Here is a 25,385-nt window from a genome sequence, read left to right on the forward strand (position 1 = left end):
TCGACCGCCCGGCACCTCATGATTCGCTCGCTGCGCCCGCTCATGCCGCGCTGCCCTGGGGCGTGGCGATCCACCGGGCGTCGGGCTGGTCGTCCCACTGGAGCCGGGCGACCGCGTCGAGCACCCGGTCGACGCCGGGCAGGTGCGTGTGCTCCAGCATCGGCGCCGGGTAGGGGATGTCCAGCCCGGCGACCCGCAGCACCGGGGCGTGCAGGGCGTGGAAGCAGCGTTCCTGCACCCGGGCGGCGATCTCGGCGCCGACGCCGGCGAAGCCGGGCGCCTCCTGGATCACCACGCACCGGCCGGTCCGGCGCACCGAGGCGGTGATCGTCTCGTCGTCGAACGGCACGATGGTGCGGACGTCCACCACCTCGAGGTCCCAGCCCTCCTCGCGGGCGGCCTCGGCGGCCTCCATCGCGACCGGCACCGCCGGCCCGTACGCGACGAGGGTGGCGTCGCGGCCCGGGCGGCGGACGACCGCGCGGCCGAACGGTTCGGCCCGCGCCGGCAGCTCCGCGTCGGCGCTGGAGAAGTAGAGCTTCTTCGGCTCCATGAAGACCACCGGGTCCGGGTCGGCGATCGCCTCCCGCAGCAGCGAGTACGCGTCGGCGACGGTCGCCGGGGTGACGACCTTCAGGCCGGGGGTGTGCGCGTAGTACGCCTCGCTGGAGTCGCAGTGGTGCTCGACGCCGCCGATGCCGCCGGCGTAGGGGACCCGAATGACGATCGGCACGCTGAGCGCGCCGCGGGTGCGGTTGCGCAGCTTCGCGACGTGCGAGGCGATCTGCTCGAACGCCGGGTACGCGAACGCGTCGAACTGCATCTCGACCACCGGCCGCAGCCCGGACATGGCCAAGCCGACCGCGAAGCCGACGATGCCGGCCTCGGCGAGCGGGGTGTCGAAGCAGCGCTTGTCCCCAAACCGGGCCTGCAGGCCGTCGGTGATGCGGAAGACGCCGCCGAGCGCGCCGACGTCCTCACCGAAGACGACGACCCGATCGTCCTCGGCCATCGCGTCGGCGAGCGCCGTGTTGAGCGCCTTCGCCATGGTGGTGGCCATCAGGCGTCCCCCTCCTGCTCGGCCGCTGCCAGCTCGGCGCGGACCTGTTCGCGCTGCTCCACGAGCTGCGGCGTCGGCGTCGCGTAGACGTGGTCGAAGAGGCTGAGCGGATCCACCGTGGGTTGGGCGTTCATCCGCTCGCGCAGCGCCGCCGCGTACTGCTCGGCCTCCGCCGCGATCGCGGCGACCGCGTCGTCGTCCAGCTCACCCCGCGTCCGCAGGTAGGTCTCCAGCCGGCTGATCGGGTCCCGGTCCCGCCAGGCGTCGACCTCGGAGCCGTCGCGGTAGCGGGTGGCGTCGTCGGCGTTGGTGTGCGGCTCCATCCGGTAGGTGTGCGCCTCCACCAGGAACGGCCCGTTACCGGCCCGGGCGTGCTCGACCGCGCGGGTGAGCACGGCCAGCACGGCGACGGGGTCGTTGCCGTCGACCTGCTCGCTGGGTACGCCGTAGCCGACGCCCTTGTACGCCAGGGACGGGGCGGCGGTCTGCCGGGACAGCGGCACGCTGATCGCGTACCGGTTGTTCTGCACGAAGTAGACCACCGGCGCCTTGAACACCGCCGCGAAGTTGATCCCCTCGTGGAAGTCGCCCTCGCTGGTCGCGCCGTCACCGATGAAGGCCAGCGCCACGGTGTCGCGCCCCTGGTACGCCTCGCCGTAGGCCAGTCCGGCGGCGTGCACGCACTGGGTGGCGAGGGGGGTGCACTGCGGCGCGGTGTGCCGGGCGGCCGGGTCGTACCCGCAGTGCCAGTCGCCGCGCAGCAGGGTCAGCACCTCGACCGGGTCGAGGCCCCGGGAGACCAGCGCCATCGACTCCCGATAGGTCGGGAAGACCCAGTCGCTGTCGCGTACGGCGAGCATCGCGCCGACCTGGCAGGCCTCCTGGCCGCGGGCGGACGGGTAGACGGCCAGCCGGCCCTGCTTGGTGAGGGCGGTGGACTGGGCGTCGAACCGGCGGCCGACAACCATCCGGCGGTACATCTCGCGCAGGGCGTCGGCGGGCGGCTCGGGGTAGTCGGTGCGGGCGGGCAGCGGCGTGCCGCTCGGGTCGAGCAGGCGCACCGGCTCCGCGCCGGGCAGCAGCGGACGCGCCGGGTCGGCGGGGGTGGCGGCGGACCGGCGGGTGCGCGTGGATGCCCTGCGGACCGCCTGGGGTGTGGTCGTCACGGCGGGGACCTCCTGGACGTGTGGTGGCCCTATGCTCCTGCGTGTCGGATGTTTTGCTCAAGATCCACCGTAAACGTGGGACCAATGGCACTCAGGAGGGGCTTCAGTGAGCCAGGAGACCGGCCCGGAAGCGACGCCGGAGGGCGGGACGGGACGAACGGTCCGCCCCTTGGACGAGGTCGACCGGCGGATCCTCGACGAACTGGTCCGGGACGGCCGCACCTCGGTGCGCACCCTCGCCGAGCGGATCCACATCTCCCGCACCAACGCGTACGCCCGGGTGGAGCGGCTGCTGCGCGACGGCGTGATCACCGGGTTCCGGGCACAGGTCGCGCCGGAGCCGGCCGGGCTGGGCACGTCGGCGTACATCGCGCTGACCATCCAGCAGAACACCTGGCGGGAGGTGTCGGCGGAGCTTGCCGGCGTCCCCTACATCGAGCACGCCGCGCTGCTCGGCGGCGAGCACGACGTCCTGGCGCTGGTCCGGGCCCCGGACAACGCGGCCCTGCGGGACGTCGTGCTGGGCCGGATCCAGGGCATCCCCGGGGTGCTGTCGACCCGCACGTGGCTGGTCTTCGAGGAGTTCGACGGCACCCGCACCCCCTGGGCGTGACCCGGCCCGCGCGCCGTGACGCGGCCCCGGGACGGCTCACCGCTCGGGCGGTGCCTCCAGCCCGTCCCGGTCGGCCAGCTCCAGCAGCGGCTCCAGGGAGAAGCGCCGCTCGTCCAGGCCGGCGTGCGGGTCGCCGCGCTCGGCGAACCGGGCGGGCATCGAGAGCACGTCGAAGTCCTCCGGGCGGGCCGCGTCCAGCTCGGCCCAGTCCAGCGGCGCGGAGACCAGCGCGCGCGGCGTCGGCCGGATGGAGTACGCCGAGGCCATCGTGTGGTCCCGGGACATCTGGTTGTAGTCCACGAAGACCGGCCGGTCCCGCTGCTCGCGCCACCAGGTGGTGGTGACCAGGTCCGGCAGACGGCGCTGCATCTCGCGGCCCAGTGCCAGCACCGCCCGACGGCAGTCGCCGAAGCCCCAGCGCGGCTCGATGGACAGGTAGATGTGCAGCCCCCGACCGCCGGTGGTCTTCGGGTAGCCGGTCAGGCCCAGCTCGCCCAGGAAGGCGCGCACCTCGTGGGCCACCGGCACCACCTGGGCGAAGTCGACGCCGGGCATCGGGTCGAGGTCGATGCGCAGCTGGTCGGGGCGCTCCACGTCGGCCGCGGAGACCGGCCACGGGTGGAAGCGCAGGGTGCCCAGGTTGGCCGCCCAGATCACCACCGCCAGCTCGCTGGGCGCGACCTCGTCGGCCGTACGCCCGCTGGGGAACGTGATGTGGGCGGTGCGCACCCAGTCGGGCGCCCCGGCCGGGAGCCGCTTCTGGTAGAAGGCGTCACCCCGGTTGTCCTGCCGGGTGCCGATCTTCGCGCCCTCGAAGACCCCGCGCGGCCAGCGCTCCAGCATCGTCGGCCGGTCCCGTAGAGCCCGCAGGATGCCGTCGCCGACGGCCAGGAAGTAGCGGACGACGTCGAGCTTGGTCAGCCCGCGCTCGGGGAAGTAGGGCTTGTCGGGGCTGGAGACGCGGACCACCCGCTCCCCGACCTGGATCTCCTCGGCAGCGCCCGCCACGCCCCCGAGGGTACGACGCGCGACCGTGCCGGGTGGGTCACCCGTCCGCCGCCACGCAGGGGGACGACTGTCCGCCGTCGGTACGGGCCTCGGGCGCGGACGCCAGACGGCCGGGCGTGACCGCCTGGTCCGCCCGGCCGACGACCTCGTCGGTCAGCGCTTCTCCTGCTGCATGCGGGCCATCAACATCTGCTTGCCCTGGTCACCCGCCTTGCGGTTGTTGTCCTGGATCTTGCGGAACCAGTCGGCCAGCTCGCTGTCCCCGCGCTGCTCCGCGTCGTCGATGTACGTCTGCATCCGGTGGATGTGCTCCAACGACATCTGCAGCGTCCTGATGAGGTCGTAGTTCTTGTCCCTGACCGGGCTCATCTGCTCCTTGGTCATGCTCGCCACGGCGTACCTCCCCTGATCGGCTCGTGGACCCGACGCTTACCCGGCCTCTCCGGCTTCACGCCCGCACCGCCCGCCGCCGAAGCCGCCGCCCGCGGGCGGCGGTTATCCGGCGCGGCGCCCGGGTAGGGGTTCGCGCATGGCGGAACTGGCGACGCTCTGGATCGTCCGGCACGGCGAGAGCACGGCGAACGTGGCCGCGGCCCACGCCGAGTCCACCGGCGCCGAGTTGATCGGCCTCACCCACCGGGACGCCGACGTGCCCCTCTCCCCCACCGGGGAGGAGCAAGCCCGAGCCACCGGGCGGTGGCTCGCCGGGTTGCCACCGCATCGACGTCCCGACGTCGCGGTGGTCTCGCCGTACCTGCGGGCGGTGCGCACCGCCGAGCTGGCCCTCGACGGCACCGGCGTCCCGGTCAGCCGGGACGAGCGGCTGCGCGACCGGGAGCTGGGCATCCTGGACGGGCTGACGCCGCACGGGGTACGCGCGCGCTTCCCGGACGAGGCGGCGCGGCGGTCCCGGCTCGGCAAGTTCTACTACCGGCCGCCCGGCGGTGAGGCCTGGACCGACGTCGCGCTGCGGCTACGCGCGCTCCTCGGCGACCTGCGCCGCGACCACGAGGGCGAGCGGGTGCTGCTCTTCGGCCACGACGCGCTCGTGTTCATGCTCCGCTACCTGGTGGAGGGGTTGACCGAGGAGCAGCTGATGGCCCTCACCCGGCAGCACGTGATCGCGAACTGCTCGATCACCGGCTGGTCCGCCGACGACGCCGGCCGGCTGACCCTCGACGTGTTCAACGACGTCGGTCACCTGCACCGGCAGGGTGCCCGGCCGACCCGGGAGGACGAGGTCCATGCCGAACCGGTCTGACACCAAGGTGATCACTCCGGCCCTGCTGCGCGACTGGGCGCTGCCCGTGCCGTCGGGCGGCAAGGAGGCTCGGGGCACCGTGCTGGTGGTCGGCGGGTCGCGCTTCACGCCGGGGGCGGTGCTGCTGGCCGGGGTCGCCGCGCTGCGCGCCGGGGCCGGGGTGCTCCAGCTGGCCGCCGCCGAGTCCACCGCCGCCGCGCTGAGCATCCAGGTGCCCGAGGCGCTGGTGGTGGGGCTGCCCGAGACCAGCGACGGCGCGGTCGCCGGCCGCTCCGGCGACCGGCTCTGCGACCTCGTCGCCGCCGCCGACGTGGTGGCCGTCGGTCCGGGGCTCAACGACATCGACGAGACGCTGCGGCTGCTGCACGTGGTACGCGACGCGGCGGCGTCGGACACCGCGCTGGTGCTCGACGCGTACGCGCTGGGTGCGCTCAGCCACGAGCCGGGCCTGCTGGCCGGCGCGGGCCGTCCGGTGGTGCTCACCCCCAACCTCACCGAGGCGCGGCACCTGCTCGGCCGGGACGTGGGCGAGGACCTGGACGCCGAGGCGGCCGAGCTGGCCGACCGGTACGACGCCGTCGTCTCGCTGTTCGGGCACGTCGCCTCCCCCGACGGCGGAAGCTGGCGGGAGGAGAGCGGCGACGCCGGGCTCGGCACGTCGGGCAGTGGTGACGTGCGCTGCGGTCTGCTCGCCGGGCTGCTCTCCCGTGGGGCGCAGCCGGCGCAGGCGGCCTGCTGGGCGGCGTTCGCGCACGCGGTGAGCGGCCAGCGGCTGGTCCCCCAGTACGGCCGGATCGGGTTCCTGGCCCGCGAGCTGCTCGACGAGATTCCGCACACCATCGCCACGGTCTGACACTCGTCGGCCGGGCAGGGCAGCTGGGTGTAACGCGGCATCGACCGACCGCGCTGTTCCGGGCGGAGGCGGCGCCCCGTCCGCCTCCCGCCGGGAGCACCCTCGGGGTGCGCACGCCCGGCGGGGAACAGCCCTGGGAGTCTGTGTGAAGGTGATCCGTCGCAAGACACTCGCCGCGGCGTCAGCGCTGACGCTCGGCATCGGCCTCGCCGTGACCGGCGGGCTGGCGCCGGCGGCCTCGGCCGCCGGTCCGGAGACCACGTTCCTCGTCCTCGCCCCGCAGGGCGGGAAGACGGACCGGGCGGCGGCCCGGGTGGCCGCCGCCGACGGCACGGTGGTCGCCCGCTACGACCAGATCGGCGTCCTCGTGGTCCGCTCGACCAATCCGGCGTTCGCCACGGCGGTCGCCGGTGCCGGGGTCGACTCGGTCGCCGCCACCACCGGCCTGGGCAGCGCCCTGGACGAGGGTGAGACCATCGAGGTCGCGGCCGCCGACGCCGTGACCGCCACGGCCGACCCGACGGGTGAGCCGCTGTTCGCCCAGCAGTGGGACATGTCGATGATCGGCGTCCCCCAGGCGCACGCCGTCAACGCAGGCAGCCCCGACGTGCTGGTGGGCGTGCTGGACAGCGGCATCTCCAGCAGCCACCCCGACCTGGCCGGCCAGATCGCCAAGGACAAGAGCACGTCCTGCGTCGGCGGTGTCGTCGACACCACCGAGGCGGCCTGGAACCCCACCACCTCGGACCACGGCACGCACGTCGCCGGCACCATCGCCGCCGCCGTCAACGGCGTCGGCGTCACCGGCGTCGCCCCCGGCGTGAAGGTCGCCGCCGTGAAGGTCGTCAACGACGAGGGCTACATCTTCCCGGAGGCTGCGGTCTGCGGGTTCGTCTGGGCCGCCGAGCACGGGATGCAGCTGACCAACAACAGCTACTACATCGACCCGTGGGAGTTCAACTGCCGCAACGACGCACGCCAGCGTCCGGTGTGGCAGGCCGTGCAGCGGGCCATCCGCTACTCGGCGAGCAAGGGCGTGCTGAACGTGGCCTCCGCCGGCAACTCCAACGTCGACCTCCAGCACAAGAGCGTCGACGCCGGCAGCCCCAACAACGGCACCCCGGAGGTGCGCGAGGTCAACAGCGCCTGCCTCGACCTCCCGGCCGAGGCGCCGGGCGTGCTGACCGTCTCGGCGGTGGGCCCGACCGGGGAGAAGAGCTACTACTCCTCGTACGGGCAGGGTGTGGTCGAGGTGACGGCCCCGGGCGGCGACAGCCGGTTCCGCACCCGGGGGGTCAGCGGGACCACCACCGACCAGATCCTGTCGACGACCTTCAACACCACCACCCGCACCAACGGGTGGGGCTACAAGCAGGGCACCTCGATGTCCGGCCCGCACGCCACCGGCGTCGCGGCCCTGGCGCTCTCCGCCCACCCGGGCATGAACCCCGGCCAACTGGCCGCGTTCCTGCAGAGCACCGCGGTGGCGAAGGCCTGCCCCGAGGGCGTCTACAACCCGGCGCCGCTGCACCCCGACGGACCGCACGCCTACGACGCCACCTGTGCCGGTGGCGCCCGTAACGGGTTCTACGGCGCGGGCATGGTGAGCGCCTACAACGTGGTGAAGTAGCACCCGGCACGACCCCCGGAGGGGCCCGGCGCGTCGGCGCCGGGCCCCTCCTCTTTCGAGGGACAGCTGTTTCCCCTGTTCACCGCCGGGGTAGGGAGACGATCACCCCGAGCCACAACCGAGGAGGTCAGCCCGTGTCGACCGATGCCATCGTCCTGCTGAAAGAGGACCACAAGGAGATGCGCCGCCTGTTCAAGGCCTTCCAGGAGGCCGAGGAGGGGCCGGCGAGCCGGCGGCAGAAGCTGGTGGGCGAGATCGTGGAGGCCCTCACGGTGCACACCTACCTGGAGAACGAGGTGATGTACCCGGAGGTCCGCCGGCTCCTGCCGGACCTGGAGGACGACATCCTCGAGTCGTACGAGGAGCACCACGTGGCGGACGTGCTCTGCGCGGAGCTGTTCGCGATGGACGCCGAGGACGAGCACTTCAACGCCAAGACGACGGTGCTGATCGAGAACGTGCTGCACCACGTCGAGGAGGAGGAGCAGGAGTGGTTCCCGAAGGTGCGGGACGCGCTCGGCCGCAAGCAGCTCCAGGAGATCGGTGAGCGGATGATCGCGCTGCGTGCGGAGGCCCCGCGCAAGCCGACCGACGCGAAGGCCGTCCAGAAGGCCCTGGACGCGGTGACCGCCTGACCGCGCCACCCAACCGCGAGGGGCCCGGCGTATCGCCGGGCCCCTCGCGGTTGTCGGGCCCTCGGTGGGCGTCGGGGTGGGCCCGCCGACCCCGTCCCGGCCCGGCGGTCGAGGTCGACCCGGGTGCCGGGGTCCGCTACCGGTAGGATCGTCAGCGGGCCGTGACTGGCGCGTGGGGATGGAGAACCATCGGGGAGCGGCCCCGTCATGAGGACGTCTGCCGAGCGCCTGGGCCTTCCGTACGTCAGTAGGAGGTCTCGCATGTCGTCGCCGAACGCCGAATCCACCGCCTTCCGCAGCGCGCTCGAAGTGATCCGCGCCGTCGAGCCCCGGGTGGCCGACGCCATCGGTGCGGAGCTCGCCGACCAGCGCGAGTCGCTCAAGCTGATCGCCAGCGAGAACTACGCCTCCCCCGCCACGCTGCTGGCGATGGGCAACTGGTTCAGTGACAAGTACGCCGAGGGCACCGTCGGTCGGCGCTTCTACGCCGGCTGCCAGAACGTGGACACCGTCGAGGCGCTCGCCGCCGAGCACGCCCGTGAGCTGTTCGGCGCCCCGCACGCGTACGTGCAGCCGCACTCCGGCATCGACGCCAACCTGGTGGCGTTCTGGGCGATCCTGGCCGACCGGGTGGAGGCCCCGGCGCTGAAGAAGGCGCAGGCCCGCCAGGTCAACGACCTCACCGAGGCGGACTGGTTCGCGTTGCGCCGGGAGCTGGGCAACCAGCGGATGCTCGGCATGTCGCTGGACGCCGGCGGCCACCTCACCCACGGCTTCCGTCCGAACATCTCCGGCAAGATGTTCGACCAGCGCAGCTATGGCACCGACCCGGCCACCGGGCTGATCGACTACGACAAGGTCGCCGAGGCGGCGCGGGAGTTCAAGCCGCTGATCCTGGTGGCCGGCTACTCCGCGTACCCGCGGAAGGTCAACTTCCGGATCATGCGGGAGATCGCCGACTCGGTCGGCGCCACCTTCATGGTGGACATGGCGCACTTCGCCGGGCTGGTCGCCGGCAAGGTGTTCACCGGCGACTTCGACCCGGTGCCGCACGCGCACATCGTCACCACGACCACCCACAAGTCGCTGCGGGGTCCGCGTGGCGGCATGGTGCTCTGCCAGCCGGAGTTGGCCGAGCAGGTCGACCGGGGCTGCCCGATGGTGCTCGGCGGCCCGCTGCCGCACGTGATGGCCGCGAAGGCGGTGGCGCTGGCCGAGGCGCGCCGCCCGGACTTCGCCGACTATGCCCAGCGGATCGTCGCCAACGCGCAGGCGCTGGCCGAGGGGCTGCTGCGCCGGGGCGCCACCCTGGTCACCGGCGGCACCGACAACCACCTGGCGATCATCGACGTCACGTCGTACGGGCTGACCGGCCGGCAGGCCGAGCAGGCGCTGCTGGACTCGGGCATCGTCACCAACCGCAACTCGGTGCCGCAGGACCCGAACGGCGCGTGGTACACCTCCGGCATCCGCATCGGCACCCCCGCGCTCACCACGCGTGGGCTGGGCACCGCCGAGATGGACCAGACCGCCGAGCTGATCCACACCGTGCTGAGCCAGACCAGCGCCGGCGCCAACGCCGACGGCACTCCGTCGAAGGCCAAGTACGTGCTCGACCCGGCCGTCGCCGACAAGGTGGCCCGCCAGGCGGCCGAGCTGCTGACCGGCTTCCCGCTCTACCCGATGGTCGACCTGACCTGACCCCGCACAACCCTGTTGATCAAGAGGTTCGCGTCAGATTCCGGCCGTGCCGTGACGCGAACCTCTTGATCACCGGTTTCCGGCGGGCCCGGCGAGGGCCGGGGGCCGGAGCGGGGGGTCAGGGGCGGGTCAGGGGACGCTTGAGGTGGTAGCGGTGCACCTCGGTGCTGCCCTGCACGTTGTTCACGTCCTCCGCCGCCGAGACCAGCTCCCACCCGTCGCGGCCGACCCGGTTGAGGTGGGCGACGGCGGTGTCCCCGTACGCCGTGATGTCGGTGCGGGACCCGTCGGGCCCGTACCAGACGAACGAGACGTGGAAATTGCGGCCCTGTCCCTGATAGCGGCGGACGAGCAAGGCGTACTCCCAGGCAACCATGGGGCCCATTATGACCGTCCATCCAGGACACCGAAACGGCGGCGGTCGCGCTTTGCCACGCGGTGAACGCGATGTGTCAACCTCATGAGACCGCTCGGCGTCAGCCCACCGGGACGGTACGCAGCTCCCGGGCGGCGGCCGGGTCGGCGCAGCCGGCCAGGGCCAGCGCGTCACGCAGCTCACCGGCGAGCAGACCCAGCGCGGTCTCGGCGCCGGGCCGGCCGCCCACGGCGAGAGCCCAGAGCAGCGGTCGACCCACCAGCACGCCGGTGGCGCCGAGCGCCAACGCCCGCAGCACGTCGGTGCCGCTGCGGACCCCGCTGTCCAGGAACACCTCACACCGGTCACCGACGGCCTCCACCACCTCCGGCAGCATGGTGACGCTGGCCGGCGCCCCGTCGAGCTGCCGGCCGCCGTGGTTGGAGACCACCACCGCGTCCGCGCCGGCCCGCACCGCGTCCCGCGCGTCCCGGGGGTCGAGCACACCCTTCACCACCAGGGGCAGGTCGATCTGCTCGCGCAGCCAGGCCAGGTCGGCCCAGCGCAGCGCCGGGGCGAAGTCCGCCCCGGATCGGGCCGGGACCGGGGACACGCCGGGGCTGCCGCCGTGGGCCAGGTCGTGCCGGCCGTTGGGCAGGTTCGCGGCGGTCACCCCGGGCGGCAGCCGGAACGCGTTGCGCAGGTCCCGGAAGCGCCGACCCAGCACCGGCACGTCCACGGTGACCACCAACGCTCGACAGCCCGCGTCCCGCACCCGGGCCAGCAGGTCCCGCACCAGCTCCCGGTCCCGCAGCCAGTAGAGCTGGAACCAGACCTCCGCCCCGGTCGCCGCCACCTGCTCGATCGGCACGCTGCCCAACGTGCTGGCCACGTAGGGGACGCCCGCCGCACCGGCCGCCGCCGCCAACGCCAACTCCCCGTCGGGATGCACCAGCCGCTGGTACGCGATCGGGGCCACACCCACCGGCATCGCGTACCGGCGGCCCAGCAGCGGCGTCGTCAGGTCCGGCACCTCCACGCCCCGCAGCACGCGCGGCAGCACCGCCACCCGGTCGAGGGCGCGCCGGTTGGCGGTGAGGGTGACCTCGCCGCCGCTGCCCCCGGCGACGTAGTCCCACACCGGCTCGGGGAGGACCGCGCGGGCCCGCTCGGCGAAGTCGGCCAGGCACACCGGCGGCGCACCGGCCGGCAGGTCGGTCGCGATCGGCTCGGCCACTGCGCGGCACCTCCTGGGCAGGCTCGGAGCCAGGAAGTCTGCCGCCGCCCCGTCGGGCCGTCAATCGCCCTGACGGCGGTAAACCGATTGCCCGCGCGGTGCGACCCGGAGCAGGCTCGGGCGCGTGGGAGACGAGATCGCGATCGCCGATCGGATCGACGTCGCGCTGGTGCGTCGGCTCGTCGCGGCCCAGTTCCCGCGCTGGGCGCGGCTGCCGGTCCGACCCGTCCGGCACGGCGGCTGGGACAATCGCACCTTCCACCTCGGCGACGCGATGACCGTGCGCCTGCCCAGCGCCGAGGGGTACGCGCCGCAGGTCGCCAAGGAGCAGCGGTGGCTGCCGGTGCTCGCGCCGCACCTGCCGCTGCCGGTGCCCACTCCCCTCGCCCAGGGTGAGCCGGACGACGACTACCCGTTCCCCTGGTCGGTCCACCGCTGGATCGACGGGGAGGTCGCGGCCCCGGACCGGATCGCCGACCTGACCGGGTTCGCGGTCGACCTCGCCGGCTTCCTCGCCGCGCTGCAGGCCGTCGACCCGACCGGTGGACCGGCCGCGGCCGCGCACAGCGCCTGGCGCGGGGCGCCCCTGGCCACGTACGACGGGGACGTCCGCCGCGCCCTCGACCGGCTCGGTGACCGGGTCCCGGCCGACGCGGTGACCGCGATCTGGGCCGCCGCCCTGGCCGCCGCGTGGGCCGGCCCGCCGGTCTGGTTCCACGGTGACGTGGCGGTCGGCAACCTGCTGGTCCGCGACGGTCGGCTGGCCGCCGTCATCGACTTCGGCTGTTGCGGGGTCGGCGACCCGGCGTGCGACGTGGTCATCGCGTGGACCCTGCTGCACGGGAGAAGCCGCGCGGCGTTCCGGGAGACGCTGGCGATCGACCCGGCGACCTGGGCCCGAGGGCGCGGGTGGGCACTGTGGAAGGCGCTGATCAGCCTGGACGACCCGGACCGGGCCAAGGCGGCCGGAGCGCGACACGCCCTCGACGAGGTGCTGGCCGAACGGTGGGCCGCCGGCTGAGCCCGTCCGGCCGTACCCTCGGAGGATGGCCAGCTGGGAGGACGTCCGTCGGATCGTCGCGAGCCTGCCGGAGACGACCGAGCGCGGGTCGTACGACGGCCTGCCGGCCTGGCGGGTGCGCGACAAGCCGTTCGTCTGGGAGCGGCCGCTGCGCAGGGCCGACCTGGCCGCGCTCGGTGACGATGCGCCGGACGGGCCGATCCTCGGCGCCCGGGTGCCCGACCTCGGCGCCAAGGAGGCCCTGCTCGCCGACGCTCCGGACGTCTACTTCACCACGCCCCACTTCGACGGCTACCCGGCGGTGCTGGTGCGGCTGGACCGGATCGCGCTGCCCGAGCTGACCGAGCTGGTGGTCGAGGCGTGGTACGACCGGGCGCCGAAGCGGCTCGCCGCCGCGCACCGGGCGCAGGGCACGGAGTAGGGGACCCGCCGGCCACCCCGCTTGTTCGCCGGCCGTTCGCCGCCGGGTCGCCCGGGCGTACGCCGAAGCCCCTAGCGTTGTCCGCCGGACCGGACGCCGCAGGAGGCCGCCCCGCATGACGCCGCCACCGACCAGCCGCACCACCCCAGCCCACGTCACGGCGGTGCGCCGGATCGGCGACACGGCACCGCACAGCGCCTTCACCGACCTGGTGCGGCACGGCGACACCTGGTTCTGCGCCTTCCGCGAGGGCACTACGCACGTCTCCGGCGACGGCGTGCTCCGCATCCTCGCCTCCCCCGACGGGCGCTCCTGGACCTCCGCGGCGCAGCTGCACCGCGCGGGCAGCGACCTGCGGGACCCGCACTTCGTGTCCCGTCCGGACGGTCGCCTGCAACTGTTCGCCGCCGCCGCGACCGGCGAGACCACCAAGGAGTTCCGGACGCTCACCTGGCTCTCCCGGGACGGGCACCGCTGGGGCGACCCGACACCGGTCGGCGAGCCGCACGTCTGGGTGTGGCGGGCCGGTTGGCGCGACGGCGCGATGTACGGGCTCGGCTACGCCACCCGGGAGCCGCGCTTCCTGCGGCTCTACCGCAGCGGCGACGGGCTCGACCTGCACCCCGTGGTGGAGACGCTGTTCAGCGACGGCTACCCGAACGAGTCGGGCCTGGTGTTCGAGCCGGACGGGACCGCGCTGTGCCTGCTGCGCCGGGACCGGGACACGGCCACCGCGCAACTGGGCCGGGCCCGCCCGCCGTACCGGGACTGGCACTGGACCGACCTGGGTGTCCAGGTGGGCGGGCCGGCCCTGCTGCGGCTGCCGGACGGTCGCCTGCTGGCCGGCGTACGGCTGCACGACGGCCCGGTCCGCACGGCGATCTGCGCGCTCGACGCCGAGCGGGGCGAGTTGACCGAACTGGTCGCCCTGCCCTCCGGCGGGGACACCAGCTACCCGGGGCTGGTCTGGCACGACGACGTGCTGTGGGTCAGCTACTACTCCAGCCACGAGGGACGCACCTGCGTCTACCTGGCCGAGGTGGCCCTGGGCTGAGCGGGTCAGACCGGCGTCGGGGTCTGCGCGTGGATGTGGAAGCGCAGCGACCGGGCGTCGGTGAAGCACTCCCGCATCGGCCGGACCAGGTCCCGGTGCTCCGCGCTGCGCTCCCACGCCTCGAAGTCCGCCAGCGTCGCCCACTCGCTGGTGATGAGCCACTGCTCCGGGTCGGCCGAGGACCGGCACACCTGGTCCACCAGATGCCCCGGCACCCCGCCGGCGACCAGGTGCCGGATCGCCTCGTACGCGGCCAGGAACGCCGCCGTCCGCTCGGTCGGCACCCGAACCAGGAACACCACCCGCGCCCGCTGTCCGTCAGTCATCGTCGTCCTCCCTCGACGGTGCCGCCCCGCGCAGCACCAGCGCGCTGTTGAACCCGTCGAAGCCCCGGGCGCAGATCAGCGCCACCCGGCTGCGCGGCCGCCGGTGCTCGCGCAGGAAGTCCAGCTCGCAGCCGTCGGCCACCTCGTCCGGTCCCGCCGAGGCGGGCAGGGTGTCGTGGCGGAAGGCGAGCAGCGCCGTCGCCACGTCCAGGGCGGAGCCGCCCTGGTGGGCGCGCCCGGTCAGCGGCTTGGCGGTGCTCACCGGTGGCGGTCGGTCGCCGAACACCGAGCGCAGCGCCGTCGCCTCGCTCCGGTCGTAGCGGGCCACGCCCAGCGCGTCGGGCAGCACCACGTCGACCGCGTCCGGCCCGACGCCGGCCCGCTCCAGGGCCAGCCGCATCGCCCGGGCGTACTGGGTGGGGTCGCCCGCGCTGTCCGGACCGGTGTGGGCGGCGTCGTGGGTGGCCGCCCAGCCGGTCAGCTCGCCGTAGACCCGGGCGCCCCGCGCCAGCGCGTGCCCCAGCTCCTCCACCACGAAGACCGCGCCGCCCTCGGCCGGCAGGTAGCCGCTGGCCCCGGTGTCGAACGGGCGGTAGGCCCGCTCCGGGTCGGCGACGTCGCTGAGCAGACCGGAGCGCAGCTGGCAGGCCAGGGCGTACGGGCTCAGCGGGCACTCGGTGCCGCCGGCGATCACCACGGGGGTGCCCCGGCGTACCGACCGGACGGCGTGCGCGAGGCTGTCCAGGCCGCCGGCCGCCTCGCTGACCAGCACCCCGCACGGGCCCTTCAGCTGGTGGTGGATGCTGAGCTGCCCGACGCTGGCGGCGTAGAACCAGGCGATCGACTGGTACGCCCCGACCGTGCGCGACGGGCCGCCCCACAGCCGCTGCAGCTCCCGCTGGCCGAACAGGTTGCCGCCGGAGGAGCTGGCGAGGGTGACCGCGTATTCGTACGGGTCGGTGGCCCGCTCCGGCAGCCCGGCGTCGGCCAGCGCCAGCCGGGTGGCCGCGAACCCCAGGTGGGTCCACCGGTCGGTCTGCACGAGCTGGCGGCTCTGGGCCCATCCGCCGGAGTCGAAGCCGGGCACCTCCCCGGCGAGGCGGGTCGGGTAGCCGGCCGGGTCGAACAGGGTGATCGGGCCCGTCCGGCGGGTGCCGGTCAGCACCGTACGCCAGTGCGCGTCGACGCCGATCCCGCTCGGCGCGACCACCCCGATGCCGGTGACCACCGCCCGCGCGGTCACGCGGCGACCGCCCCGGCGAGCCGACGGAAGATCATCGCGGACTGGAAGCCGCCGAAGCCGCTGCCCACCGAGAGGGCCGTGTCGACCGGCAGCTCCCGCGCCTCGTTCGGCACGTAGTCCAGGTCGCACTCCGGATCGCGGGTGGACCAGTTGGCCGTCGGCGGCACCACCCCGAACTCGATCGCCAGCGCGCAGGCCGCCATCTCGATCGAACCGATCGCGCCCAGCGAGTGCCCCACCATCGACTTGATGGAGCTGACCGGCACCCGGTACGCGGCGTCGCCCAGCGCCCGCTTGAACGCTGCGGTCTCGTGCCGGTCGTTCTGCCGGGTGCCGGAGCCGTGGGCGCTGATGTACGACACGTCCTCCGGGGCGATCCGGGCCTGCCGCATCGCCGCGCTGATGGCCAGCGCCATCTCCACCCCGTCCGGCCGCAGCCCGGTCATGTGGTAGCCGTTGCTGTGGTTGGCGTACCCGGCGATCTCGCAGTAGACGTGCGCGCCCCGCCGGCGGGCGTGCCCGGCCTCTTCCAGCACCAGCACCGCCGCGCCCTCGGCGAGGACGAAGCCGTGCCGGTCGGCGTCGAACGGTCGGGAGGCGTGCGCGGGGTCGTCGTTGTCCGGGCTGGTCGCCTTGATCGCGTCGAAGGACGCGACGGTGACCGGCGAGATCGGCGAGTCGGCGGCCCCGGCGAGAACGACGTCCGCCTCCCCGTCGGCGATGAGCTGGTGGGCGTAGCCGATGGCGTCGATGCCGGAGGTGCAGCCGGTGGAGACGACCTGGGCCGGGCCGTGCAGCCCGTGCCGGCAGGCGACGTCCGCGGCGAGGCTGCTCGGCACAAGGGCCTGGTAGAGGTACGGGCCGCCGCGGGCCGGGTCGACCAGCCAGCGCCGGCCGGAGTCGCTGACCTCGACGTACTGCTGCTCCAACGCCATGGTGCCGCCCACCGCGGTGCCGAGCACCACCCCAGCCCGGTCCCGCTCGGCGTCGGTGAGCGCCAGGCCGGCGTCGGCGACCGCCTCGTCGGCGCAGGCGAGGGCGAACTGCACGTACCGGTCGCAGCGGCGCCGGTCGACCTCGGTGAGACCGGCGGCGACCGGGTCGAAGTCGCACTCGGCGGCGATCCGGGACCGGAACGGCGACGGGTCGAAGAAGGTGATCCGCCGGGTGGCCGTCCGCCCCTCGGTGATCGACTTCCAGAACCGGTCCCGGGTGACGCCGCCGGGGGCGACCACGCCGATCCCGGTCACCACCGTGCGGCGCCCACTCATGACGAGCTCCCCTGCTCGGCCAGCTCCGTGTCGACGTGGCCGAGTTCCGGTCGGGGCGCGAGGGGCCCCAGGTGGAAGACGACCTCGGCCGGCTCGTCGCCGGTGTTGCGCAGCCGGTGACGGACGTTCAGCGGCACGAACAGCGCCTCGCCGGCGTCCAGCGGCACCGGCTCGTCGTCCAGGTCCACCGTGATGGCGCCCCGCGCGACGTAGAGGAACTCCTCGCTGTAGGGGTGGTAGTGCTCGGCGATGCGTTCCCCCGGCTGGAGGGCGGCCACGCCGAGGAAGCCGGAGGTGGCGCCGACGGTACGCGGGCCGAGCAGCACCCGCAGCTCCCCGCCACGGCGGCGGTCCGCCGGCACGTCCCGCGCGGCGACCAGGCCCAGGAGGCGCTCATTCATCGCCGACCCCCGCTCCACCCACGACCGCGATCTCGCCGGTGCGCAACCGCCGCTCGATCCGCTCCTTGATGACAGCGAGCTGCACGGCGCTGTTGGCGTTGATCCGATCGGTCATGGCGGCGTTGTCCACCGGGGCGGTCGGCTTCATCGCGAAGTCCTGCACCCAGGTCATCCGGGTGCCCTCCGCCTCGGCGGCGTACCACCAGTGGATCCGCATGTACTCGAACGGCCCGGTCTCCACCCGGCGCGCGTGCACCTGCCGGGTCGCCGGGTCGGCGGTGCGCTCGCTGACCCAGCTCCACGACACCCCGTTCTCGTCCGGGTACATGGTGAGGCGGAACCGGACCGTGTCGCCCTCCCGGTGCAGGATCTCCACCACGGCGTACTCGGTGAACAGCTCCGTCCAGTTCGCCACGTCGTTGGTGATCTCCCAGACCAGTGGCAGCGGCGCGTCGATGACGATGCTGTTCTCGGTGTGTCCCGGTTGTTCGGAGCCGCGGGCGACGAGGTCGGCGACGGCCGGGATGCTCAGCTGCGCGGCCTGCTCGGGTATCTGCACCCGGTAGCGGTCGGCGACGACCGCGGAGAGTTCGAGCAGCGCGAGCGAGTCCAGGCCGAGCTCCTCCAGGGACGCGGCGGGGGCGTTGGCGGCGGCCTCGGCGTCGAGTCCGCAGTGGGCCACGAGGATGTCGGTGATCTCGGTGGTCAGCGGGTGGCCTCGGGTGACGGTCATCGGTCCTCCTGGGTCATGCGGACGATCCGGCCGGGGCCGGCGGACGGGTGGCGGTCACCGGCGCGGCCGGTGGTCGAGGTGCGGCGGCCTGTCCCGGCGGCGCCGACGGTGCGTCCTGCTCCGGCGCGGCGGGCGGTGCGGCCTGGTCCGGTGCGGCCTGTCCCGGCGGGGCCGACGGTGCGGCCTGCTCCGGTGGGGCCGGGGTGGGTGCGGCCGGATCGGGTGACAGGTCGACGGCGAGCAGCCGGTCGACCAGGCCGGTGGTGTAGCGGCCCTTGCGGAACGCGGCGTCGTCGAGGACGCGCCGGACGAACGGGATCGTCGTCCGCACGCCCGGCCCGCCGATCTCGAACTCGTCGAGGGCACGTTCGAGCCGGTTGAGTGCCAGCTCGCGGTCCGGCGCCCAGACGACCACCTTGGCCAACAGCGAGTCGTAGTGCGGGCCGACCACGTAGCCGGGGCGGCCGTGGGTGTCCACCCGGGTGAACGGGCCGCCGGGCGGCACGAACCGCTCCAACCGGCCGGGGGTGGGCGCGAAACCGCGGTCCGGGTCCTCCACGTTGACCCGACACTCCACCGCCACCCCGTGCGGACGGATCTCGTCCTGGCGCCAGCGCAGCGGCGCCCCGGCGGCGATGTGCAGCTGCTCGTGCACCAGGTCGATCCCGGTGATCATCTCGGTGACCGGATGCTCCACCTGGATCCGACAGTTGATCTCCAGGAAGTGGAACCGTTCCTCGGCGTCGACCAGGAACTCCAGGGTGCCCGCACCGGTGAACCCGACCGCCAGGGCGCCGCGCAGCGCGGTCTCGGCGATCGTGTCCAGGGTGGCGGCGGAGAGCGCCGGCGCGGGCGCCTCCTCCACCAACTTCTGGTGGCGCCGCTGCACCGAGCAGTCCCGGGTGCCCAGGTGCACTCCGTTGCCGTGCGCGTCGCAGAGCACCTGCACCTCGACGTGCCGGGCGTCGGTCAGGTACCGCTCGACGTACACCCGGTCGTCGCCGAAGGCGGCCAGGGCGGCGGCGCGGGTCTTCGCGTACGCGCGGGGCAGGTCGGCCGGGGCCCACACGACGGTCATGCCGCGCCCGCCGCCCCCGGCCGCCGCCTTGACGATCACCGGGTAGCCGATCCCGGCGGCCACCTCGACGGCCGCGTCCACGGTGGCCACCGGCTGGACGCTGCCCGCGGGCAGCGGCAGCCCGGCACGGCTCATCAGGGCCCGGGCCGAGGACTTGTCGGCCAGCGCGGCCATCACCTCCGGGGGCGGGCCGATGAAGGTCAACCCGTTCTCGGCGCAGATCTCGGCGAAGTCCGCGTCCTCGGAGAGGAACCCGTAGCCGGGGTGCACCGCCTGGGCACCGACCTGGCGGGCCGCCTCGACGATGGCGGCGGCGTTGAGGTAGCTGCGGCGGCTGGCCGCCGGCCCGATCCGGACGGCCTGGTCGGCGAGGCGCACCGCGGCCGACTCGGCGTCCGCGGCGGAGTAGACCACGGCCGTACGGATCCCGAGTTCGCGGCAGGCGCGCAGCACCCGCAGGGCGATCTCACCCCGGTTGGCGATCAGTACCTTGTCGAACATCCCGCACCGCCCTCAGGCCGGATCCAGCGCGAGCAGCGGCTGGTCGTACTCCACCGGCTGCCCGTCCTCGGTCAGCACGGCGGCGACCCGTCCGCCCCGGTCGGCGGTCACCTCGTTCATCAGCTTCATCGCCTCGACGATCCCGACCACCTGGCCGGGCCGGACCAGGTCGCCGACGGCGACGTACGGGGCGGCGCCCGGCTCCGGTGCCCGGTAGAAGGTGCCGACGATCGGCGCGCGGACCGTGGCGTGCGGGTCCGGGTCCGGCTCGTCGGTGGCCGGTGGCGGCGCCGGGCGGGGCGCGGCCGGCGGCTCGGCGACCGTGGTCGGCGCCGCCGGGGGCAGCGCGACAGCGCCGTGCCACTCCACCTCCAGCACCGTCTCGCCGCTGCGCAGCCGCACCCGGCGGACCGGCCCGGCCAGCTCGGCGACCAGGTGCCGGGCGTGCCGGCGCAGCCCGGCGAGCACCGCGTCGGTGCCGTCCGCGCCGTCGGCCGCCGGTTCGGCGGGCGCCGGCGCCACGTCGGGACGGGCCGGGCCGCGCGTCACCGGGCACCCGCCCGGAGGCTGGCGCGGGCCGCGCCGAAGCGCCGGAAGCGTTGCCGACGCAGGCGCACCAGCGTCGCGGCCGGCACGTCGAGCAGCGGCAGCAGGTTGTCCCGGACCACGTCGCCCAACGCCCGTGCCGTCGCCTCCGGGTCGACGTGCGCGGCGCCCGCGGGCTCCGGCACGATCTCGTCGACGACGCCGAGGCGGCGCAGGTCCGGGGCGGTCAACCGCAGCGCCCGGGCCGCCTGCGGCGCCGCCGACCGGTCCGGCCAGAGGATCGCGGCGCAGCCCTCGGGGCTGATCACGGAGTAGACGGCGTGCTCCAGCATGAGCACCCGGTCCGCCACGGCCAGGGCGAGCGCCCCGCCGCTGCCGCCCTCGCCGGTGACCACCGCGATCACCGGCGTGGGCAGGACGGTGAGGGCGAGGATGTTCTCGGCGATGGCCGCCGCCTGGCCCTGCTCCTCCGCGCCCACGCCCGGGTCGGCGCCCGGCGTGTCCACCAGCGTCACCACCGGCAGGCCGAGCCGCGCGGCGAGGCGCATCAGCCGCAGGGCCTTGCGGTGCCCGGCGGGGCTGGCCATGCCGAAGTTGCGGGCGACCAGTTCGGCGGTGGTGTGGCCCTTCTGGTGGCCGATGACCATGACCGGGCGGCCGTCGACGCGGGCGAGGCCACCGACGACGGCGGGGCAGTCGCCGCCGAGCCGGTCGCCGTGCAGCTCGACGAAGCCGTCGAACGCGGACTCCAGGTAGTCGAGAGTGGTCGGGCGGCCGGGGTGCCGCGCCAGGCGTACGGTCGCCCACGGGTCACCGTCGCCGGTGGCCGTCGGGACCGGGTCGGAGGTCGGCGGCTCCGCCGGGCGGCGGGGCGCCGGCGGGCGCGTGGCGGGTGGGCGGGCGGCCCGCGCGGCGGCGAGCAGCGCCACCAGCCGGCCCCGCAACGCGCGACGCGGCACCACCATGTCGACCTGGCCGTGCCGCAGCAGGAAGTCGGCGGTCTGGAAGCCGTCCGGCAGCGCCCGACCGGTGACCTGCCGGATCACCCGGGGGCCGGCGAAACCCATCCGCGCGCCGCTCTCGGCGACCACCACGTCGGTGTTGGTGGCGAACGACGCGGCCACCCCTCCGTAGGTGGGGTCGGTGAGCACGCTGACGGTGAGCAGCCCCGCCTCACGCAGCGCCGCGACGGCCTGGCTGACCGTCGCCATCTGCATCAGCGACAGCACGCCCTCCTGCATCCGCGCGCCGCCGGAGGCGGTGACGAGGATCAGCGGTACGCGGTCGTCCAGCGCGCGCTCGGCCGCGCAGGTGATCAGCTCGCCGACCGCGCAGCCGAGGCTCCCGCCCAGGAAGCGGAAGTCCATCACCGCGAGCGCGGCCGGGTGACCGCCGAGGGTGGCGGTGCCGCAGAGCACGGCCTCGGCCAGCCCGGTGCCGGCGCGGGCCGCGGTGAGCCGGTGCGGGTACGGCACCACGTCGACGAAGTCGATGGGGTCCACGTCAGCGGGTCGGTGGGGCAGCGGCCGGAACGTTCCCGGGTCCACGAGCTGCCGCACCCGGTCCGGGGCGCCGAGCCGGGCGTGCACCCCGCACTCGGGGCAGACGTCCAGGTTTCGCCGCAGCCGCTTGCGATAGAGCAGGGTGGCGCACCCCGCGCAGCGGGACCAGAGCTGCTCCTCGCGCGGCGCGGTGGCGGTCACGGCCGCCGCCCGACCGACGCGGGGGCGTCGAAGCGGTAGAAGCAGCGCGCCAGGGCGTCGCGCGGCTCGCGCCACTGCGGCGAGTACGGCGAGACGTACGGCGCGAGTCGGGCGCTGACCCGGGCGAACTCCGGGTGAGCGCGGGCCGCCTCGACCGCGGTGTGCCCCTCCAGCTCGGTCTCCAGCAGGTGCACGTACAGGTCGTGCAGCCGGTAGAGCGACCGGTGCCGGACGCCGGCCAGGTGTGGCAGCTCCGTGGCGTCGGATTCCGCGAAGATCTCCGCGACCTGCGTCTCCGCGGTCGGGACCACCTTCGCGATGATGAGCGATCGATCCATGGACGGGCCTCCCCCCACGGCGGCCGACGTCACCCGACGACGGCGCCGGACGAGCCGGACGACTGCGGCCACGATGCGGCGACCGCCGTCACGGGGGCGTCACCGGGACGGGTCCATGCGGGACGACCCGTCGTGACGCTGCGTTGACGCAAGCTGTGTACGGGCTATGGATCGACTGACCCTAAGATCATTACATCCGCAACTATTCGCAGTTCAGAGCCCACTTCATGGTTACCCGCCCGGAATCGCAATGGCCGGCGATCCGTTGACCGAGAGTTACCACTATTGATAATCTTCGTGGCGGTCAGACCGGCCAACCCGGCGGCCGCGGCGCGGTGCCGCGTCGTCGGCGGCGCGTGTCACGAACGCCGGGGCCACACCGCAGACAGTCGGGACGAGCGTTCCACAGGGGGTGCCGCCGTGGCCGCTGATCCGTTCATGTCGACACCCGACGTCGACGTCTCCCTGCACCTGCTCGGCGGCTTCCGGTTGCTCCACGGCACCGCGCCGGTGGTGGTGCCGCGTGGCCTGCAACGGGTGATCGCGCTGATCGGGCTGCGTCCCGGCGCCACCCGCAGCCAGCTCGCCGGGCTGCTGTGGCCGGACGTGTCGGAGGAGCGGGCGCTGTCGTCGCTGCGTACCGCCCTGTGGCGGCTGCGGCAGGACCCCTGCTGCCCCCTCGAGGTCACCGCCGACACCGTCCGGCTCGACCCGACGGTGTGGCTCGACGTCGACGAGCTGACCGGCACGGCCGCCCGGGTCCGCGACGGCGTCGACCCCCGCGCGGCCGCCGGCGCACTCGCCGCCGGCCGGCACGACCTACTGCCCGGCTGGTACGACGACTGGGTGCTGCTGGAGCGGGAACGCCTGCGGCAGCTCCGCCTGCACATGCTGGAACAGGTGGCCGGGCAGCACCTGACGGCGGGTCGGCACGGCGAGGCCCTGGAGGCCGCCCTGGAGGCGATGGCCGCCGAGCCGCTGCGCGAGACCCCACACCGGCTGGTGGTGCGCATCCACCTGGCCGAAGGCAACGCCTTCGAGGCGGTGCACGCCTTCTACGTCTACCGCGACCTGCTCCTGCGCGAGCTGCGGCTGGAGCCCTCCCCCGCGATGTGCGCCCTGCTCGACGAGACCCTCGCCCCGATCCGCCGGGCCACCCGGGAGACCACCGCGACCCCCCGCCGGGCCCCGGGACACCCCGGTCGCGCCCCGGGTGGACCGGCCCGCCCGCCGTCACCGTCGCGGCGCAACGCGTGACGGCGAGGTGACAGTCCGGCCGGCACGGTGGGCGGCACAGCAGTCCCGTGGTCCCCGCAGGGGAGCCACCGGCGGAAGGGGTCCGATGAGCCGTCTACTGATCGTCAGCAGGATCGTCCCCGGCGCGGAAGGTCGGGTGGCGCAGATCTTCGCCGAGTCCGACGCGACCGAGCTGCCCGGCCTGACCGGGGTCACCCACCGGTCCCTGTACTGCCTGCACGACGTCTTCGTCCACGTGATGGAGACCGCCGAGATCGACCCGGAGGCCCTCGGCGCGGCGCGCAACCACCCGCTCTACCGGCAGGTCAACGAGCGGCTCTCCGCGCACACCTCGCCCTACCTGCCGACCTGGCGCTCACCCCGCGACGCGATCGCCGGCTGCTTCTACCGCTGGGACGCCGCCACGGCGCCCGCACCCCGGGCGGCGGGCTGAGGGCCGCCATGTCCACCAGAGCACCGCACGTCCTGATCATCGGGGCCGGCACCGGCGGCCTGTGCCTGGCGCACGGGCTGCGCCAGGCCGGGATCAGCGTCGCCGTCTACGAGCGGTACCGCACCTCGACCGACGGGCTGCTCGGCTACCGGGTCGGCATCGGCCCGACCGGCAGTCGGGCGCTGCGGGAGTGCCTACCGCCGCGGCTGTTCGCCACCTACCTCGCCACCTGCGCCCGCTCCCCCCGCTGGTTCAACGTCATCACCCAGCGGATGCGGCAGACCGCGTCGTTCGAGCTGCGCCCCGACACCCACCCGGTCGACACCGAACGCTCCGTCGCCCGGATGACCCTGCGCCACGTCCTGCTCACCGACATGGACGACGTGGTGCACTTCGGAAAGACCTTCACCCGGTACGACCAGCGCGACGACGGCAGCGTCACCGCGCACTTCGCCGACGGCAGCAGCGCCACCGGCGACCTGCTGGTCGCGGCCGACGGCACCCACTCCGCCGTACGACGGCAGTACCTGCCGCAGGCGGTGACCCGGGACGCCGGCACCATCAACATCGCCACCCGCATCCCCCTCACCGCGCACACCCGCTCGCTGCTGCCCGAACGCCTCCAGCGGGGCATCTCGCTGATCTTCGGGGTCGGCGGGATGATGGGCGTCCTGCACGTCATGGAGTTCAAGTGGGACGCCGACGGCCGGTTGAAACCCGACGTCGCCGAGGCCGACGCGGCGATCCTGTCCACCTGGCCCGGCCTCGCCCAGGACCCGACCCGCGACAACATCAACCTCATCATCTGGAGCGCCGCCCGCCGGTTCCCGCCCGACGTCATGCAGCGCCGCGGCGAGGACCTGGTGCAGGTCGCCCTCGACCTCACCGGCAACTGGCACCCGCACCTACGCGAGCTGTTCGCCCGCAGCGACCCGGACAGCGCGCTGCCCATCCGGGTCAGCACCTCCGAACCGGTGCCGCCGTGGAAGAGCAGCACGGTCACGCTGCTCGGCGACGCCATCCACACCATGACCCCGGGGCGCGGGGTGGGGGCGAACACCGCCCTGCGCGACGCGGCCCTGCTCTGCCGGCAGCTGCGCCTCGCCGCGGCCGGCGACAAGACGCTGCTCCAGGCGGTCGCGGACTACGAGACGGCGATGGTGCCGTACGGCTTCGCCCGCGTCGCCGACTCACTGAACCGCAGCGGCACCAACGGCGAGGACCGCATGTACAAACCCGTCGTCGGCCGGCTCGCCCTGCTCGGCGCCCGCGGCTACTTCGGCGTCACCAGCCGCGTGCCTCCGCTGCGGCGCAAGTTCGTCGACGACTTCTACACCTACCGGGGCGAGGAGGACTGAGCCCCCAGGTCCGGCCCCGGCGCCCGCGCGCGCCGGGGCCGTCGTCGTCACCCCTCCCCGACCACGGTGCGTCGCGCCCCGCGCACCCCCGGTACCGCCTATCCCACAGCGACGGTCCTGCCTGTCGCACCAGTCGTGCGTATGCGAAGCTGCGGCGAGTTTTTGTCGCGACTTTTCCGACG

27 protein-coding genes and 1 riboswitch are annotated in these 25,385 nt (G+C 74.2%); of the genes, 12 read left to right on the plus strand and 15 right to left on the minus strand.

The window, feature by feature from the left end; genetic code table 11:
* Window positions 1-40: 40 nt before the first annotated feature.
* Both ACIBTV_RS23560 and pdhA read right to left on the minus strand, forming a co-directional pair.
* The gene (locus tag ACIBTV_RS23560) at window positions 41-1,063 is read right to left on the minus strand and encodes an alpha-ketoacid dehydrogenase subunit beta (RefSeq protein WP_396708246.1); all 1,023 of its coding nucleotides are present in this window, start codon (window positions 1,061-1,063) and stop codon (window positions 41-43) included.
* Window positions 1,060-2,259 carry a pyruvate dehydrogenase (acetyl-transferring) E1 component subunit alpha gene (gene pdhA, locus ACIBTV_RS23565; protein WP_396708248.1) on the minus strand — a complete coding sequence of 400 codons (1,200 nt, stop codon included), beginning with the start codon at window positions 2,257-2,259 and terminating at the stop codon, window positions 1,060-1,062. The genes ACIBTV_RS23560 and pdhA overlap by 4 nt, the downstream gene beginning before the upstream one ends.
* A 73-nt stretch (window positions 2,260-2,332) precedes the next feature.
* On the opposite strand from pdhA, the gene ACIBTV_RS23570 reads away from it, so the two are divergent.
* Window positions 2,333-2,839, plus strand: coding sequence for an Lrp/AsnC family transcriptional regulator (locus ACIBTV_RS23570; RefSeq protein WP_396708104.1), 507 nt, complete (start codon window positions 2,333-2,335; stop codon window positions 2,837-2,839).
* Between the two features lie 36 nt (window positions 2,840-2,875).
* On the opposite strand, the gene ACIBTV_RS23575 is transcribed toward ACIBTV_RS23570, so the two are convergent.
* Together ACIBTV_RS23575 and ACIBTV_RS23580 are read right to left on the minus strand one after the other, a co-directional pair.
* Window positions 2,876-3,847 carry a DNA polymerase domain-containing protein gene (locus ACIBTV_RS23575; protein WP_396708106.1) on the minus strand — a complete coding sequence of 324 codons (972 nt, stop codon included), beginning with the start codon at window positions 3,845-3,847 and terminating at the stop codon, window positions 2,876-2,878.
* Window positions 3,848-4,000: 153 nt separating this feature from the next.
* A complete protein-coding gene (locus ACIBTV_RS23580) occupies window positions 4,001-4,231 on the minus strand; it encodes a hypothetical protein (RefSeq protein ID WP_396708250.1) in 231 nt (76 codons plus the stop codon).
* Between the two features lie 145 nt (window positions 4,232-4,376).
* On the opposite strand from ACIBTV_RS23580, the gene ACIBTV_RS23585 reads away from it, so the two are divergent.
* The 5 genes from ACIBTV_RS23585 to ACIBTV_RS23605 all read left to right on the plus strand — a co-directional run bounded on the left by ACIBTV_RS23585 (window position 4,377) and on the right by ACIBTV_RS23605 (window position 9,927).
* A complete protein-coding gene (locus tag ACIBTV_RS23585; RefSeq protein WP_396708108.1) occupies window positions 4,377-5,108 on the plus strand; it encodes a histidine phosphatase family protein in 732 nt (243 codons plus the stop codon).
* Window positions 5,092-5,961 (plus strand): NAD(P)H-hydrate dehydratase, encoded by an 870-nt coding sequence (locus tag ACIBTV_RS23590; protein ID WP_396708110.1) that lies wholly within the window; start codon window positions 5,092-5,094, stop codon window positions 5,959-5,961. Before ACIBTV_RS23585 ends, ACIBTV_RS23590 begins: the two co-directional genes overlap by 17 nt.
* Window positions 5,962-6,106: 145 nt before the next feature.
* On the plus strand, window positions 6,107-7,591 hold the full coding sequence (locus ACIBTV_RS23595) for a S8 family peptidase (protein WP_396708112.1): 1,485 nt from the start codon (window positions 6,107-6,109) through the stop codon (window positions 7,589-7,591).
* A 134-nt stretch (window positions 7,592-7,725) separates the two neighbouring features.
* Window positions 7,726-8,226, plus strand: coding sequence for a hemerythrin domain-containing protein (locus ACIBTV_RS23600; protein ID WP_396708114.1), 501 nt, complete (start codon window positions 7,726-7,728; stop codon window positions 8,224-8,226).
* 151 nt (window positions 8,227-8,377) lie between these two features.
* A riboswitch (ZMP/ZTP riboswitch) is annotated at window positions 8,378-8,467 on the plus strand.
* Window positions 8,468-8,487: 20 nt separating this feature from the next.
* Complete coding sequence (locus ACIBTV_RS23605; RefSeq protein ID WP_396708115.1) at window positions 8,488-9,927, plus strand: glycine hydroxymethyltransferase; 1,440 nt, start codon at window positions 8,488-8,490, stop codon at window positions 9,925-9,927.
* Between the two features lie 118 nt (window positions 9,928-10,045).
* Here ACIBTV_RS23605 and ACIBTV_RS23610 read toward each other — a convergent pair whose 3' ends face one another.
* Window positions 10,046-10,312 (minus strand): hypothetical protein, encoded by a 267-nt coding sequence (locus ACIBTV_RS23610; protein ID WP_396708117.1) that lies wholly within the window; start codon window positions 10,310-10,312, stop codon window positions 10,046-10,048.
* 91 nt (window positions 10,313-10,403) lie between these two features.
* Window positions 10,404-11,519 (minus strand): alpha-hydroxy acid oxidase, encoded by a 1,116-nt coding sequence (locus tag ACIBTV_RS23615; protein ID WP_396708119.1) that lies wholly within the window; start codon window positions 11,517-11,519, stop codon window positions 10,404-10,406.
* Window positions 11,520-11,643: 124 nt separating this feature from the next.
* Here ACIBTV_RS23615 and ACIBTV_RS23620 point away from each other — a divergent pair, with 124 nt between their 5' ends.
* The 3 genes from ACIBTV_RS23620 (at window position 11,644) to ACIBTV_RS23630 (ending at window position 14,015) form a co-directional block, all read left to right on the plus strand.
* On the plus strand, window positions 11,644-12,540 hold the full coding sequence (locus ACIBTV_RS23620; RefSeq protein WP_396708121.1) for an aminoglycoside phosphotransferase family protein: 897 nt from the start codon (window positions 11,644-11,646) through the stop codon (window positions 12,538-12,540).
* Between the two features lie 25 nt (window positions 12,541-12,565).
* Window positions 12,566-12,961, plus strand: coding sequence for an MmcQ/YjbR family DNA-binding protein (locus ACIBTV_RS23625; RefSeq protein ID WP_396708123.1), 396 nt, complete (start codon window positions 12,566-12,568; stop codon window positions 12,959-12,961).
* A gap of 115 nt (window positions 12,962-13,076) precedes the next feature.
* Window positions 13,077-14,015, plus strand: coding sequence for an exo-alpha-sialidase (locus tag ACIBTV_RS23630; RefSeq protein WP_396708124.1), 939 nt, complete (start codon window positions 13,077-13,079; stop codon window positions 14,013-14,015).
* A 5-nt stretch (window positions 14,016-14,020) separates the two neighbouring features.
* Here ACIBTV_RS23630 and ACIBTV_RS23635 read toward each other — a convergent pair whose 3' ends face one another.
* The 9 genes from ACIBTV_RS23635 to ACIBTV_RS23675 are packed head-to-tail and all read right to left on the minus strand — an operon-like array spanning window position 14,021 to window position 22,155.
* Entirely contained in the window at window positions 14,021-14,341 is a 321-nt protein-coding gene (locus ACIBTV_RS23635) for an antibiotic biosynthesis monooxygenase (RefSeq protein WP_091589009.1), read from the minus strand.
* Window positions 14,334-15,584, minus strand: a complete 1,251-nt coding sequence (locus ACIBTV_RS23640; protein ID WP_396708126.1) for a beta-ketoacyl synthase N-terminal-like domain-containing protein — start codon at window positions 15,582-15,584, stop codon at window positions 14,334-14,336. Before ACIBTV_RS23640 ends, ACIBTV_RS23635 begins: the two co-directional genes overlap by 8 nt.
* Window positions 15,581-16,855 carry a beta-ketoacyl-[acyl-carrier-protein] synthase family protein gene (locus ACIBTV_RS23645; protein WP_396708128.1) on the minus strand — a complete coding sequence of 425 codons (1,275 nt, stop codon included), beginning with the start codon at window positions 16,853-16,855 and terminating at the stop codon, window positions 15,581-15,583. Before ACIBTV_RS23645 ends, ACIBTV_RS23640 begins: the two co-directional genes overlap by 4 nt.
* Complete coding sequence (locus tag ACIBTV_RS23650; protein ID WP_396708130.1) at window positions 16,852-17,256, minus strand: cupin domain-containing protein; 405 nt, start codon at window positions 17,254-17,256, stop codon at window positions 16,852-16,854. The genes ACIBTV_RS23645 and ACIBTV_RS23650 overlap by 4 nt, the downstream gene beginning before the upstream one ends.
* On the minus strand, window positions 17,249-17,989 hold the full coding sequence (locus ACIBTV_RS23655; RefSeq protein WP_396708132.1) for an SRPBCC family protein: 741 nt from the start codon (window positions 17,987-17,989) through the stop codon (window positions 17,249-17,251). Before ACIBTV_RS23655 ends, ACIBTV_RS23650 begins: the two co-directional genes overlap by 8 nt.
* 13 nt (window positions 17,990-18,002) lie before the next feature.
* The gene (locus tag ACIBTV_RS23660) at window positions 18,003-19,568 is read right to left on the minus strand and encodes an acetyl/propionyl/methylcrotonyl-CoA carboxylase subunit alpha (protein ID WP_396708134.1); all 1,566 of its coding nucleotides are present in this window, start codon (window positions 19,566-19,568) and stop codon (window positions 18,003-18,005) included.
* Between the two features lie 12 nt (window positions 19,569-19,580).
* Window positions 19,581-20,117 carry an acetyl-CoA carboxylase biotin carboxyl carrier protein gene (accB, locus tag ACIBTV_RS23665; RefSeq protein WP_396708136.1) on the minus strand — a complete coding sequence of 179 codons (537 nt, stop codon included), beginning with the start codon at window positions 20,115-20,117 and terminating at the stop codon, window positions 19,581-19,583.
* Window positions 20,114-21,817 (minus strand): acetyl-CoA carboxylase carboxyltransferase subunit alpha, encoded by a 1,704-nt coding sequence (locus tag ACIBTV_RS23670; protein ID WP_396708137.1) that lies wholly within the window; start codon window positions 21,815-21,817, stop codon window positions 20,114-20,116. The genes accB and ACIBTV_RS23670 overlap by 4 nt, the downstream gene beginning before the upstream one ends.
* Window positions 21,814-22,155 carry a TcmI family type II polyketide cyclase gene (locus ACIBTV_RS23675; protein ID WP_396708139.1) on the minus strand — a complete coding sequence of 114 codons (342 nt, stop codon included), beginning with the start codon at window positions 22,153-22,155 and terminating at the stop codon, window positions 21,814-21,816. Before ACIBTV_RS23675 ends, ACIBTV_RS23670 begins: the two co-directional genes overlap by 4 nt.
* A gap of 420 nt (window positions 22,156-22,575) precedes the next feature.
* Between ACIBTV_RS23675 and ACIBTV_RS23680 the strand changes: the two genes are divergently transcribed.
* The 3 genes from ACIBTV_RS23680 (at window position 22,576) to ACIBTV_RS23690 (ending at window position 25,203) form a co-directional block, all read left to right on the plus strand.
* On the plus strand, window positions 22,576-23,412 hold the full coding sequence (locus ACIBTV_RS23680; RefSeq protein WP_396708141.1) for a BTAD domain-containing putative transcriptional regulator: 837 nt from the start codon (window positions 22,576-22,578) through the stop codon (window positions 23,410-23,412).
* Between the two features lie 85 nt (window positions 23,413-23,497).
* Entirely contained in the window at window positions 23,498-23,845 is a 348-nt protein-coding gene (locus tag ACIBTV_RS23685; protein WP_396708143.1) for a TcmI family type II polyketide cyclase, read from the plus strand.
* An 8-nt stretch (window positions 23,846-23,853) separates the two neighbouring features.
* Complete coding sequence (locus tag ACIBTV_RS23690; protein WP_396708145.1) at window positions 23,854-25,203, plus strand: FAD-dependent oxidoreductase; 1,350 nt, start codon at window positions 23,854-23,856, stop codon at window positions 25,201-25,203.
* Window positions 25,204-25,385: the final 182 nt, after the last annotated feature.

It is taken from the genome of Micromonospora sp. NPDC049366 (assembly GCF_044466625.1).
Taxonomy (GTDB): Bacteria; Actinomycetota; Actinomycetes; order Mycobacteriales; family Micromonosporaceae; genus Micromonospora.

Bases quoted from the DNA above. Each gene is read 5' to 3' on its own strand.
- ACIBTV_RS23580 (WP_396708250.1), bottom strand. From the start codon at position 4,231: ATGACCAAGGAGCAGATGAGCCCGGTCAGGGACAAGAACTACGACCTC.
- ACIBTV_RS23585 (WP_396708108.1), top strand. From the start codon at position 4,377: ATGGCGGAACTGGCGACGCTCTGGATCGTCCGGCACGGCGAGAGCACG.
- ACIBTV_RS23590 (WP_396708110.1), top strand. From the start codon at position 5,092: ATGCCGAACCGGTCTGACACCAAGGTGATCACTCCGGCCCTGCTGCGC.
- ACIBTV_RS23605 (WP_396708115.1), top strand. From the start codon at position 8,488: ATGTCGTCGCCGAACGCCGAATCCACCGCCTTCCGCAGCGCGCTCGAA.
- ACIBTV_RS23610 (WP_396708117.1), bottom strand. From the start codon at position 10,312: ATGGGCCCCATGGTTGCCTGGGAGTACGCCTTGCTCGTCCGCCGCTAT.
- ACIBTV_RS23625 (WP_396708123.1), top strand. From the start codon at position 12,566: ATGGCCAGCTGGGAGGACGTCCGTCGGATCGTCGCGAGCCTGCCGGAG.
- ACIBTV_RS23630 (WP_396708124.1), top strand. From the start codon at position 13,077: ATGACGCCGCCACCGACCAGCCGCACCACCCCAGCCCACGTCACGGCG.
- ACIBTV_RS23635 (WP_091589009.1), bottom strand. From the start codon at position 14,341: ATGACTGACGGACAGCGGGCGCGGGTGGTGTTCCTGGTTCGGGTGCCG.
- ACIBTV_RS23645 (WP_396708128.1), bottom strand. From the start codon at position 16,855: ATGAGTGGGCGCCGCACGGTGGTGACCGGGATCGGCGTGGTCGCCCCC.
- ACIBTV_RS23650 (WP_396708130.1), bottom strand. From the start codon at position 17,256: ATGAATGAGCGCCTCCTGGGCCTGGTCGCCGCGCGGGACGTGCCGGCG.
- ACIBTV_RS23655 (WP_396708132.1), bottom strand. From the start codon at position 17,989: ATGACCGTCACCCGAGGCCACCCGCTGACCACCGAGATCACCGACATC.
- ACIBTV_RS23660 (WP_396708134.1), bottom strand. From the start codon at position 19,568: ATGTTCGACAAGGTACTGATCGCCAACCGGGGTGAGATCGCCCTGCGG.
- ACIBTV_RS23675 (WP_396708139.1), bottom strand. From the start codon at position 22,155: ATGGATCGATCGCTCATCATCGCGAAGGTGGTCCCGACCGCGGAGACG.
- ACIBTV_RS23685 (WP_396708143.1), top strand. From the start codon at position 23,498: ATGAGCCGTCTACTGATCGTCAGCAGGATCGTCCCCGGCGCGGAAGGT.
- ACIBTV_RS23690 (WP_396708145.1), top strand. From the start codon at position 23,854: ATGTCCACCAGAGCACCGCACGTCCTGATCATCGGGGCCGGCACCGGC.